At 58.7% G+C, this 11,825-nt stretch carries 10 protein-coding genes; 5 read left to right on the top strand and 5 right to left on the bottom strand.

The genetic code is table 11. The annotated features are described in order from the left end of the window. Positions 1 to 117: 117 nt before the first annotated feature. From AC1XOS_RS13740 to AC1XOS_RS13730, 3 genes are all read left to right on the top strand, one after another. Entirely contained in the window at positions 118 to 1,203 is a 1,086-nt protein-coding gene (locus AC1XOS_RS13740; protein ID WP_481962793.1) for a phosphotransferase enzyme family protein, read from the top strand. Between the two features lie 164 nt (positions 1,204 to 1,367). Beyond that, a complete protein-coding gene (locus AC1XOS_RS13735) occupies positions 1,368 to 2,591 on the top strand; it encodes a rhomboid family intramembrane serine protease (protein WP_481962792.1) in 1,224 nt (407 codons plus the stop codon). After that, on the top strand, positions 2,581 to 3,348 hold the full coding sequence (locus AC1XOS_RS13730) for a DUF58 domain-containing protein (RefSeq protein ID WP_481962791.1): 768 nt from the start codon (positions 2,581 to 2,583) through the stop codon (positions 3,346 to 3,348). The genes AC1XOS_RS13735 and AC1XOS_RS13730 overlap by 11 nt, the downstream gene beginning before the upstream one ends. A 108-nt stretch (positions 3,349 to 3,456) precedes the next feature. Here the strand turns inward: AC1XOS_RS13730 and AC1XOS_RS13725 are convergent, their stop codons facing one another. Both AC1XOS_RS13725 and AC1XOS_RS13720 read right to left on the bottom strand, forming a co-directional pair. Beyond that, entirely contained in the window at positions 3,457 to 3,915 is a 459-nt protein-coding gene (locus AC1XOS_RS13725; protein ID WP_481962790.1) for a hypothetical protein, read from the bottom strand. Beyond that, entirely contained in the window at positions 3,899 to 4,558 is a 660-nt protein-coding gene (locus AC1XOS_RS13720) for a twin-arginine translocation signal domain-containing protein (RefSeq protein WP_481962789.1), read from the bottom strand. Before AC1XOS_RS13720 ends, AC1XOS_RS13725 begins: the two co-directional genes overlap by 17 nt. Before the next feature lie 126 nt (positions 4,559 to 4,684). Between AC1XOS_RS13720 and AC1XOS_RS13715 the strand changes: the two genes are divergently transcribed. Together AC1XOS_RS13715 and AC1XOS_RS13710 are read left to right on the top strand one after the other, a co-directional pair. Further along, on the top strand, positions 4,685 to 5,752 hold the full coding sequence (locus AC1XOS_RS13715; protein ID WP_481962788.1) for a sensor histidine kinase: 1,068 nt from the start codon (positions 4,685 to 4,687) through the stop codon (positions 5,750 to 5,752). Further along, complete coding sequence (locus AC1XOS_RS13710) at positions 5,753 to 6,406, top strand: response regulator (RefSeq protein ID WP_481962787.1); 654 nt, start codon at positions 5,753 to 5,755, stop codon at positions 6,404 to 6,406. It begins immediately after the preceding gene. On the opposite strand, the gene AC1XOS_RS13705 is transcribed toward AC1XOS_RS13710, so the two are convergent. From AC1XOS_RS13705 to smc, 3 genes are all read right to left on the bottom strand, one after another. Continuing rightward, on the bottom strand, positions 6,403 to 7,077 hold the full coding sequence (locus AC1XOS_RS13705; protein WP_481962786.1) for a hypothetical protein: 675 nt from the start codon (positions 7,075 to 7,077) through the stop codon (positions 6,403 to 6,405). The genes AC1XOS_RS13710 and AC1XOS_RS13705 overlap by 4 nt on opposite strands. Positions 7,078 to 7,281: 204 nt before the next feature. Then, the gene (locus AC1XOS_RS13700; protein WP_481962785.1) at positions 7,282 to 8,607 is read right to left on the bottom strand and encodes a PQQ-binding-like beta-propeller repeat protein; all 1,326 of its coding nucleotides are present in this window, start codon (positions 8,605 to 8,607) and stop codon (positions 7,282 to 7,284) included. 76 nt (positions 8,608 to 8,683) lie between these two features. After that, positions 8,684 to 11,825: chromosome segregation protein SMC (gene smc, locus AC1XOS_RS13695; RefSeq protein WP_481962784.1), on the bottom strand; the 3,142-nt coding region annotated here is incomplete at its 5' end.

The following is an 11,825-nucleotide window of genomic DNA, read 5'->3' as shown; positions in this document are numbered from 1 at the left end:
GAGCGCGACACCGACGAGAAGCTCCGCTCACGGGCGGCATTTGCGCTCAAGAATCAAAGGAAAGAGAGAGTGTGGTAAAATCCCGCTGACAATCGCAATTCGTTAGGGATATTTACTTTGGAACAGCAGGCTGCGCATCAGTTTCCGGTAGACAGTGAGATCGTGGAGATCAAGCAAGACACCACCGGCAATATCAATAAAACCTATGTCGTGACTCTCGCCGATGCGGAGCGCTTCATTCTCCAGCGGATCAATAAGACAGTCTTTACGCAGCCCGAGCTGGTGATGCGCAATATCCGCACGTTCTCCGAGCATGTCGCCCGCAAGCTTGCCGTCGCGCCGCTGGATAAGGGCCGTCGCTGGGAGACACCAAAGGTCATTGCCGCCCAAGATGGGCGCGACTTTTGGCTCGATCCGGAGGGCGAGTACTGGCGTGCCCTGAGCTTTATCCCCCGCTCCCGCTCCTACACCACCCCCCAGAACGAAGTGCATGCCTACGAAGTGGGCTTTGGGCTAGGCGCGTTCCACAATCTGATCAGCGACCTACCCGCCGAGCAGCTCGCCGACACGCTTCCCGGCTTTCATATCGCGCCGGGCTATCTGGCGCACTTCGACAAAATCGCCGCCAGCCACAAGACCGAGATCACTTCTGAGGTGCGCTATGGCCTAGACTTTGTCGAAGCACGGCGCGGCCTAGCAAGTGTCCTAGAAGATGCCAAAGCAGCGGGGAGGCTCCCACTGCGCCCCATTCATGGCGATCCGAAGATCAACAACGTCATGATGGACACCACAACCGGGCAGGCCATCAGCATTATTGACCTCGACACTGTTAAGCCGGGTTTAGTCCACTACGATATCGGCGATGGCCTGCGCTCGGCGTGTAACCCTCTCGGAGAAGAGACCAAGAACTTCGACGCCGTGCGCTTCGAGCCGGAGCTGGCCAAGGCGATTCTCTCAGGCTACCTGGAGCAAGCCCACCACTTCCTCACGCCTGCGGACTATGAGTATCTTTTCGACTCGCTCCGCCTGATCGCCTTCGAGCTGGGCCTGCGCTTCTTCACGGACCACCTCGCGGGCGATGTCTACTTCCTCGCGGATCACCGAGGCCATAACCTGGAGCGTGCCCTGGTGCAGTTCGCGCTGTGCAAGAGCATCGAAGACCAAGAGTCCACGATCCGCAAGATCATCGCCGACGCGCTTTAGCCAGATGGTGTTGTGGCCGCGAGGGCACAGAGGGATAGGGCAAGGGCAGTAAGGCGCATCGAATTGTTTTCTCCTGCGCTTTTGTCCCCCACAACGACCAAAAGGTTCATTCGTAGCGCCACCATTCCGAGAATCAATCGAAGGCTGTATACTGCACGGTATCTATGCTGTTTCTGGCTCTGCTGATCCTGGTCGCCTTGCTGGTCTTGCTCTTTACGCCGATCCTTCCGATGCGACGGCGACGCGGGGGCGTGGCGGGTTTTCCGTTCGTGACCGTGGGGCTCCTGGCGATCAATACGGTTGTATTCTTCGGGAGCATGAGCAGCGGCGAGGAGCTTATCCGGCAGTGGGCGCTGGTGCCCAACCACCTTCAGCTTGCCGCGCTCCTGAGCTATGCCTTCCTCCACGGCGATATTTTCCATCTTTTAGGCAACCTCATCACGCTCTATGTGATCGGGGTGCATGTCGAAGAGGCACTGGGCAACCTCCCCTACCTGCTGGCCTACCTGACCGGGGCGCTGGTGGCGGGACTGGGGCATGCGGGGGCGGTTCTGCTCTTTTTTCCCGGCTCGGCAGGGACTCCCATGGTCGGTGCCTCCGGGGCGATCTTCTGCGTCCTTGGGCTTTTTGCGGTGCGCTTCTGGCGAACGCGCGTCCGGCTCTTCTGGATTCCGGCGGTTCCGGCAGCCGTGGCGGTCGGGATTGTGATGGTGCTCCAGGTTTTCATGGCGATTCGCTCTTTGGTGGACCACGGAGCGGATCAAGTCGCCTATGCCGCGCACCTGATTGGCTTCTTCTTTGGCTTTGGGATCGCCTTCCCGCTCCGGGTCTTGGAGCAGAGCGCCCGTGAGTACGGGATCGAGGACGCCGAGAAGGCGCTGGCGGCGGGCGACCTGACCATGGCGGCAGGCTACTACCGCGAGCTGCTCGTCCGCACGCCGACAGATGGCGGCCTGGCCCACACACTCGCGCTGGTGCACGTCCGCCTCGGGGAGCAAGAGACGGCGCACCGCTACTTCACGCAGGCTCTGGACCTGTTCTCCAAGCAAGGAAACGCCGCCGCCGTGGCCCGGATCTACAGCGATGCCCAGACCAATCTGTTGCGCGTCTCCCTTCCAGTGCGGCTCTTGCAGCGGGTGGCCAGCGCCTGTGAAGATGCCCAGCAGTACGAGCTGGCCCGTCAGGCCCTGGCCAATCTCTGCCGCGACTTCACCTACACCACCGATGCCGAGCTAGGAATGCTAAAATTGGGTAAACTGCACCTACAGAAGCTAGGACAGCGCGACAACGCCTTAGCGATCTTTGCGGAGTTCCTGCGGCTCTACCCCACGTCTGAGTGGGCAAATCATGTTCGAGGATTGATTACGGAAAACCAGAATGCTTCTTGACCCCGAGTTTTTGCAAAGGCTGGCCACAGCGCTCCCCGATAACGAGACAGGCGAGGCACACCCAAGCCGCCCCACGCGCCGCACGCCCCGCAGCGACTCTCTCTTCCGGCTAGGGCGACGCACAGAGCCCACTCGAAAATCCTCTCGTTTTGAGCGCATGCTGGCTCGCCTGCTGCGGCTAGAGACCACCTCGCTTCATGTTTTATTGGACGCATCGCTGGCCATGACCTTCGCGGGCTACACCCCCCCTGAGCCCTCCCAGAAGTTCGACTTTGCCCGGCGCTTTACCGCCATGCTCGGCTATGCCACCACCCAGCGCGACCTACGCTTTGAGGTGACAGCACTCTCTCCGGCACGCGGCACACGGAGCCCCATTGTCCAGCACCCCGAGGACATCTCCCAGCTCTTAGACTATTTGGAGAAGCTACGAGCGGGCGGGACGCGCAACTTTGCCTGGGCGCTCCGCAAGCGCATGCGCCGTAGCTCACGGCGCTCGCTCTTTATCCTGCTCTCCGACTTTCGGGATCGCAACTGGGAGTGGGGTGCTCCCGCGCTCTTAACCGGGGAAAACCGCGTGGTGCTGGTTCACCTGATGGATCGCTCCGAGCTGCAGGAGAGCGGCCATGGACTAAGGCTCGAAGACGACATCCGCCAGCGCCTCGCCGAGCTCGCCCAGCGCTACCAGCTAGAGTATCTCATCGTCCCCACCGACACACCCCTCGAAGAAGCCTTTCTCCACGCCGCTGGGGATCGCTAAAAATCCGTCTCCAGACTACATCGCAGTGATAACTTAGCGAATAGACAAAACAAAATATCCTCCCAAGAAGTACATTGCTCCTTGGGAGGATATTTATGAATCAACCGGTCACACAGATTTTTGTGGATACCATGACAGAGCTAACCGACCTTCTAGCTTATCTGCTCGCTCTTGTTCCTTAGCTAAGTCTGCTGGAGATGTAAGAGGAGAGACTGGCAAACCATAATTTGGCAGTAAACTCATATCAATATCACCAGCAAAAGGCAAAGACTTCAGGATATCAGCGGCCATATACGATGCAGAACTAACAGCATCTAAGGAACTAAGACCACTACATGTAATGATTTGAGGAAGTCCTGATAGTCTTAGATTACAAGTCCAGTGACTATTTTTACCTGACAGCAAATGTTCTTCAGGAGCATCTATCTCAATCAATATTATTTCTATCTTTTCATCGGGACGAACTCGATTCATCGTTTTCGAAAGAATGATTTCCCCCATCTTAGTTCTTTGTTTAAGCATATCTCTAGTATTCATTACAATCTCCATTTCATGCAGCAACTGCACTACAAATTACAGCGACACAAAGTCCTGTTGCAGGAGGAGGACATGCTATAATAAGTAAAGCAATACCTCCAATAATAATAATAGCTCCAATAACAGCCTCAATTGGATGTACCAGTATCCACTGCAGAGCCTCGACTGCTGCTTGAGCCATTGCTGCTGCTACCATAAGTGCCACACACGCTCTATATTCAACTTCACAAGCAGCAACAGCACGAGCATGATCACCATTAGCTTTCATCCGACATAAAATCTGGGCTAAACCCGTTTCATTCGCAAGACAGTCTGCATCAGAAATATCATGAGCAGTTTGTGCGTCTTGATAACACTGTAGGTGCTCAGCATCACAATCAATCAAAACAGGTTTTGCGTCTGCGGAGTCAGCATTCCCAACCAGAACACCAGCAGCGACGACAGCAGCAGCAGCTTGTAAAACATTTCGCCTAGTTGGTCGCCATACACTTTTACAAGTTTTACACTCGTTAATATCCACACGAACATCATCGTCATTTTCAAGTTCATCAATCATTATTACACCTCTACGAACTCTCGTTTTAGAAAACAGGTGCTTATCTCTAAAATTGTCTTTCAGACAAATGGAAACGGCACCGTTCATCACGGCACCGTTCATCACGGCACCGTTCATCAAAAATTATAGCACTTAGTTTATTTTATGTCAAGAAATCAATTTTTAGGAACCAAAGGGATATTACATCAAAAATCCGTCTCCAGACTGAGGGGAAATGCGCTACGGCGACGTACAATTAAGGCTATGATTAAAGCGCCCCCTCCGCGCCTACGCACCCAGCTCCGGGAGTCGCATGTCAAGGCCGCTGCGACCACAGCCTTGGCGACTCTGGGATTTTTTGTCTTGCTGGGCCTTTTTGATAGCCAGCCCAGCTCTAACTTCCTAGAGCGCCTCCTGCCCTCTGCGCTGGTGCTCGCGCTCTCGTCGGGCGTGGTGGCGGGAATCTCGGGCTATCTGTCGGCACGACGGCTCGCGTGGCGCTTTGATGCCATGACCCGTGCCGCCGATGCCTGGGCACGCGGCGACTTTACGGCGATGGCTCCCGAGGCTCCCGATGAGATGGGCCAGCTCGCCAGCCGCCTGAACCGTATGGCCGCTGAGCTTCAAGACTTAATGGCGCTCCGGCAAGATGTCGCCACACTAGAAGAGCGCAACCGGCTAGCGCGGGATCTTCATGACACGGTCAAGCAGCATCTTTTTGCCGCCTCGATGCAGATTGGAGCGGCCAAGGCACTTCTTCCCGCACAGCCCGACCAGGCCCTCACGCGCCTCGACACCGCCAACGACCTTGCCCAGCAGGCCCAGCGCGACCTGACCAGTGTCTTGCAGGAGCTACGGCCCGTCAGCGCGCAGGGTGCCCCGCTCGCGATTCTGCTCAAGGGCCATGTCAGTGACTGGAGCCGCCGCAATAGTATCGCCACGACGTTTGAGAGCGATGAGCTTCCGCCCCTTGCGCCCGAGGCGGCCAATGGCCTGCTACGGATCGCACAAGAAGCCCTTGCCAATGCGAGTAAGCACAGTGAGGCAACACGTGTGGAGGTCTCTCTCAGGCGCGATGATGCGGGGGGAGTTCGTCTGCTGATCCGTGACAATGGGCGCGGCTTCGATGCCCGCCAGCGCCGAATCTGTGGCGGCGAGGGCTTCGGGCTCCACACGATGCGTGAGCGGGCACAGGACCTGCCGGGTGGTCGGCTTCAGCTCCTGAGCACGCCCGGCGCGGGCTGCTGCATCGTGGTGCGCTGTGATGGCGCCGCCCGCCCCGCCCGTATGGACGATTTTCTGGGGATGGAAGACACCATCCGGATGCTCTAAATGGACGAGATCACGGTTCTGCTCACCGATGACCACGCGATCGTGCGTCAAGGAGTTCGGGCGTTTCTAGAGACCCAGCCGGATATTAAAGTGGTGGGTGAGGCGGGCAGTGGCGAAGAGGCCATCCCGCTCTGTGAGGCCCTTGCCCCGGATATCGTGCTGATGGACCTGCTCATGCCCGGAATGGGGGGAGTGGAAGCGACGCGCCGGATAAAGGCGATTAGCCCTCGCACTCAGGTGATTGTCCTGACCAGCTACCACGAAGACGAGCACGTGGTTCCGGCGATCCGTGCAGGGGCGCTCTCTTACTTACTCAAGGATGTGGCGGCAGGGGAGATTGCCACGGCGATTCGCAAAGCCGCAGCAGGAGAGGTCACTCTCTCTCCCGCGATTGCCGCACAGATGATGAAAGCGGTCACGGGGGAGCGCAAGTCATCAGAGTCCCCGGGCCCAGAGTCTCCCTTGACAACCCGGGAGCGGGAAGTGATTCGTCTGATTGCGGACGGGCTCTCGAACACCGAGATCGCAGAGCGGCTGTACCTCTCGGAGAAAACCGTCAAGAGCCACGTCAGCAATATCCTCGCCAAGCTCCATGTCACAGACCGCACGCAAGCGGCGGTCTATGCATGGCGCGAAGGCATCATGACCCGCTAGCGACCGAAGCCGCCGAAGCCGCCCATTCCGCCGCCCATACCACCGCCCATCATACCGCCGCCCATACCGCCCATTCCACCGCCCATACCGCCCATCATACCGCCGCCCATCATGCCGCCCATGCCGCCACCCATGCCGCCCATGCCGCCGCCCATGCCGCCCATGCCGCCGCCCATCATGCCGCCCATGCCGCCGCCCATGCCGCCCATACCGCCGCCCATGCCGCCGCCCATGCCGCCGCCACCCTGCATCGCCCGAGTGGTGTAGGAGACATTAATAATCCCTCCTAAGATCTGGCTTAAGTCCATCGGATCGAGATAGGTCAGGTTAATGCGCTCGAAAGCGGCATTGGGACGAGTCCCTAGGTCTTCGGTACTGAGAGCAGGCACCGAGTCCTGCGGATTAGGATTGATCGCACGGGGCTTGACGATCCAGACACCGTTCTCTTTGGTGTAGGTGAGAGGCACACTCGCTGCACGCATGATCAGCTTCAGTGCATTCTCAAAGGGCTGCTCTGTAATCTTAAGCGTGACAAAACCCACGACATTATTATCAATAATATAGTTATTGATTCCCGCTTGCTTAAATGCCGCCTCAATAGTAGACCGAATAGGTGCATCTTGCAGATCAAAAGTAACATTATTTAGTTTTTCTTGTGCAAATGAGCTCATAGGAAGAACAATTGCCACAATAGACAGAACCGATCCAGCGGTAAATTTCCCGGTAAAATTCACTTTTTTCCTCATTTTCTAAATACGAACAGATTACTACTCGCATTCTAAACAAATTGGACACGTAGAAAGTTCATTCCTTCAATTTATTTTTATTTTTTGCAAACAACAAATCGCGAGAAAAGGTCAAACGGATTATCCTCTCTACCCGCCACGCAGATCGAAGCAGAGCACGCGGCGCGATGTGCCCTCCACACCGGTCTCGTTCTGACAGACCGTGAGCAGACCTCGGCTCAGCGCAGGCGTCCCCCAAGACTCCCGCGCCACAAAAAGCGACGTTCGCGAGAGTTCCTTATAGCCCTTGGGACTCAGCTCCAGCCAGGCAAGCTGCCCGTACTCGCCCATCATCAGACAGCGATCTTTCTCTTTGAAAGCGATCAGCGATGCCAGCGCCGGAGCGAGCCGAAGCGTCTTTCCTTGGCTTTGCACCTCCCACTCAGGCTCCTCGCGCCAGAGCTCCTTGCCGGTCTTGAGCTCCACACACACCAGCGGCGCGTTCTGTGGCCCGTGGCCATCAATGCCGTAGAGATAGCCGTCTTTATGGATCGCGGTCATGAAGTGCGTCCCAAAGCGCTTGTTGGTCCAGAGCTGGGTAAACGTCCCATCGGGCTTGAGATCTAAAAGCGTCCCACCCATCCCGTAGCACTCCGAAATAAAGACCTGGTTGCCGATCACTACCGGAGCCGAGGCGTTGACGGACTCATAGCGCCGCGCACGCCAGGGAAACGTGAACATAACTTTCCCCGTGGTCGCCTCAAGACAGAGTAGCCCCCCCTGGGTCGGCTGGCTATCGCCACCTAGAAAGGCAAAGATACGGCGCTGGCCGTGCACCGTCGCAACAATCGGCGAGGCATAGCCCGCCGTCCAGCCCTTGCCGCCTGCCCAGACCTGCTTACCTGTGGCTTTGTCGAAGGCCACCACGCTCGGCCCCGCATCTTTCCCGACAATCACGATCAGTACGTTGCCCTCTAGCAGCGGCGTGGCTCCAACCCCGAAGTAGTTCTGCGGCACTTTGTACTCGGCGGCGATATCGCGCTTCCAGACCACCTGCCCCGAGCTAAGACTCAGGCACGTCAGCATGCCTGCAACGCCGTAGGTATAGACAAACTTGCCGTCGCTGATCGGCTGGCAGCGCGGCCCGGCGCTAAACCCATAGCGATCCGAGTAGGGAGCCGCATAGGCAGACTTCCAGAGCCGCTTGCCCGTCTCGGCGGCTAGACACTCGATCGTTTCTTGCTCCCCAACCCGGTGAAAGACGATCACTTTCCCCGCCACGACACACGGTGACGCGTACCCCTCGCCTTTCGTCCGCTCCCAGACCAGCTTTGGCGTCTCCCGAAGCGGCGACTCTGTCGAGAGCCCATTGTGGCTCGGCCCCAGAAAATCCCGCCAGTCGTGCGTGACAGCACTTGCCGCCAGCGGCTTCGGCGGCGCATGAAAAGTAAGTCCCACTTCTTTAGCTTGATGCATGAGGAGATTATAACCGCTGATTGAAAGCAGCGACTGCAAAACTCCAATCGCGGAGCGATTTCTCAGCCGCAGGCTTTTACACGCCGATTTCAACCGGCGGGCTATCGGCAGGTGTGGACTCGGGGACGCGCATGGAGATGCCGCGGCTGACACCGGGCTCTTGCATCGTGACGCCGTACCAGAGGGGAGCCGCCTCCATGGTCGTGGCGTTGTGAGTAATGAGGATAAACTGGCTCTGCTGACCAAACTCTGCCACCAAGTCGGCGAACTTCTCGACATTGGCACCGTCAAGCGGCGCGTCTACTTCGTCGAGAACGCAGAACGGAGCAGGGCGGACTTCCAGAAAGGCGAAAAGAAGCGCCGTGGCGGTCAGCGCACGCTCGCCACCCGAGAGAAGCGAGAGGTTTTGCCTTTTCTTTCCGGGGGGCTGTGCGAGAATATCAATGCCCGTCTCTAGCACATCGCTGGGGTCGGTCATGACCAGATCCGTCGAGCCACCGCCAAAGAGCCGGGTGAAGAATTTTTGGAAGGCGACGTTTACTTTATCAAAGGTCTCGGCGAAGACGCCTCGGGTAGAGTCGTCAATCTCCGTGATGGTGGCAAAAAGCTTGTCTTTCGCACTTTCCAGGTCAGCTTTCTGTTCCGTGAGGAACCGGAAACGCTCCGAGACCCGCTCGTACTCTTCGATAGCCCCTAAGTTAACGGTTCCCAGTGCCCGAATCTCGCGGCGCAGGCGGGCGATCTCCTGTGCGACGTCTTTCTCAACGGGCACACCACCGGTCAGCGCGACGGCGGAGTCGGGGTGCAGATCGTACTCGTCTTGTAGGCGCTGGCCAATCGTCTCGGCTTGCGTCTCGACGCGGGCGGCACGGAGCCGAGCCTGCTGTCCCCGCTCGTTGGCAAACTGGATCGTGCGCTGGACAAGCCGAATGCGCTCGGTGAGCTGGAAGTTCTCATTGACCAGCGCTTGGCGGCGCTCGCGCCACTTCTCGACTTCCTGTGCGGCCTCGTCCAGAGATTTCTTGGCAATGTCGCGCTCACCGGCACGCTGGATCGCCTCAGCATCCTCGGTGGCAATCGTGCTCTCGGCCTCCAGTGTACGGCGGCGGCGGTCGTCGGCGGTGACGGTGGCACGCACGGCCCCCTCTTCCGCACGCTTAGCATCGCGTGCCAGCCCCACGGCACGCTCACGCAGGCGGGCGGCTTCGGTGGCGATTACCCGCGCCTGGTCGCGCGCCTCATCCCGACGAACAGTCAGTGCCACTTGCCGACGCGTTAGCTCCTCCCGGCTCGCCAAAGTAGACTCATCAGTGCGGTCCGCCTCGTCAATGGCCGCAGAGAGCGTTGCCTCGCGACTGGCATCGGCCTCACCGGAGGCAGCAAGCTGGCCTGCACGGGTCTGGAGCTGCTGCGCCTCGCGCTGCAGGCGATCTGCCTCCGTTTTCTTGTTCTGTCCGCGTCGCTCCGTGTCCAGAGCCGCCTCACGGGCACGCTGCACCATGCTCTCGGCTTCACGAACGGCCAGGCGAGCACTCTCCACCGCACTTCGAGCCTCGGCTTGCTGGGTCGCAATGCGCTCCAGAGCCCCACGCCCCGCTTCAACGGCCTCGCCTAGCTCCCCAATCTCGCGTTTGCGGGAGAGAAGATTAGGCCCCTGTCGCCCTGCACGCCCTCCGGTAATTGCCCCCGTCGGCACAACAAGCTCTCCCGTGAGAGTGACAATGCGCGACCAGTCACGGTCGAGCTGCCGAGAGACCTCGGTCGCCACATCCAGATCGTCCACAACCAGCACACGGGCTAAGTGCACCCGAACGGCCAGCGAGACATCGTCGGAAAAGCGAATCAGCTCCGCCGCAGAGCCGTGCACGCCACTGTACTTCTTTGCCGCCGCTCGGAGAGAGCTGGGCACCGGCTGATCTCTGAGGCGATCCAGCGGAAGAAACGTCGCACGTCCTCCCCGGCTCTCATGAAGAAAGCGAATGCCCTCTTTGGCCTGCTTCTCCGTGTCGGTGATAATGTCCTGAAGGCTTCCCCCCAGCGCGATCTCAATGGCGGTCTCAAACTCCGCAGGCACTTTGATGGCATCCGCAAAGAGCGTAAAGCGCCCTGAGATCTTTCCATCTGCCGCCGCGCTCAGTGCCGCCTTCACGCCCCCGAAGTAGCCCTCTTGCATGGCTTCGGTCTCTTCCAAAACCCGGAGGCGGGACTCGGAACCCGCTAGCTCTCGCTCTTTTCTCCGGCGCAGCTCTTCGAGTTCGGTCACACGCACCGAAGCGGCGCTGAAGTTGGGCTCGGCGACGGTGGCAAGTGCTGCCGCAGCGCGGGTTTGCTCTTGTTTTTGGGTTTCAAGAAGCTCTCCCAGCTTGGCGTGCTCCTGCAAAGCGCTCTCCACCTCGGCGACACGCTGGGAGGCGCGCTCGTTCGCCTCACGGATCTCCTCTTTACGCCTGAGAATGCGCTCTCGAAGACTATCGCGCTCAGCTTTCTGGGCGGCGAGCTTCCGTGCAAGGGCGAGATAGTCGGCTTCTTGTCCCGCGAGCATTTTGGAGAGCTCCCCAAGTGCCTTCTCCGCCTCACGAGCCACCCCTTCGTGCTCTGCGAGTGTCTTTGTTCTCTCGGAAAGCTGTGCCTCTGCCGCTTTCGCCTCCACTTTTAGGCTCTCGGCTTCCGTGGCGAGCCTGAGCTTATCCGAATCCAGCGCCTCCAAGTCCGATGCCAGAGCGTCCAGTGTCTTTCGCGCACTGAGCTTGCGCTCCTCGGCCAGTGCGATCCGGCTCTCTAAGCGCTCCACTTGGGTCATGGTGAGCTGCTGCCGGATTCGTGCCGCGTCCATCTGGCTCTCGGCATCGGAGATGCGCTGCCCTAGCCCGTGAGCGCTTGCCTCTAGCTCCTCGACCTCGATCGCCAGTGCCTCTGCCTCTTTTTTGGCATCTGCCGCCGACTTTTCCAGCTCCGCAAGCTCATCTTTAGCACGCTTGTAGTCCGCCGCAAGCTGCCCAACCTCCACCGCTTTGAGCCGCTCGGTTAGTTCGTTGTATTTTTGAGCCGTCTCTGCCTGAAGGCGGAGCGGCTCCACCTGGGTATTTAGCTCCCCGAGAATATCCCGCACCCGGATTAAGTTGATCTCGGTGTTCTCAAGCTTGCGCTGGGCCTCGCGCTTCTTGACCCGGTACTTTTTGATGCCCGCCGCTTCCTCGAAAAGCTCACGCCGGTCCTCG

The sequence above is a fragment of the Armatimonas sp. genome, assembly GCF_964826245.1.
Note: the sequence above shows the minus strand (reverse complement) of the source record. Positions and strands in the feature narration are given on the sequence as shown.

Excerpts from the sequence above, each read along its gene's own strand:
- AC1XOS_RS13720 (WP_481962789.1), bottom strand. The coding sequence starts at position 4,558 with ATGAACGGTGCCGTGATGAACGGTGCCGTGATGAACGGTGCCGTTTCC.
- AC1XOS_RS13735 (WP_481962792.1), top strand. The coding sequence starts at position 1,368 with ATGCTGTTTCTGGCTCTGCTGATCCTGGTCGCCTTGCTGGTCTTGCTC.
- AC1XOS_RS13700 (WP_481962785.1), bottom strand. The coding sequence starts at position 8,607 with ATGCATCAAGCTAAAGAAGTGGGACTTACTTTTCATGCGCCGCCGAAG.
- AC1XOS_RS13715 (WP_481962788.1), top strand. The coding sequence starts at position 4,685 with ATGATTAAAGCGCCCCCTCCGCGCCTACGCACCCAGCTCCGGGAGTCG.
- AC1XOS_RS13710 (WP_481962787.1), top strand. The coding sequence starts at position 5,753 with ATGGACGAGATCACGGTTCTGCTCACCGATGACCACGCGATCGTGCGT.
- AC1XOS_RS13730 (WP_481962791.1), top strand. The coding sequence starts at position 2,581 with ATGCTTCTTGACCCCGAGTTTTTGCAAAGGCTGGCCACAGCGCTCCCC.
- AC1XOS_RS13705 (WP_481962786.1), bottom strand. The coding sequence starts at position 7,077 with ATGAGCTCATTTGCACAAGAAAAACTAAATAATGTTACTTTTGATCTG.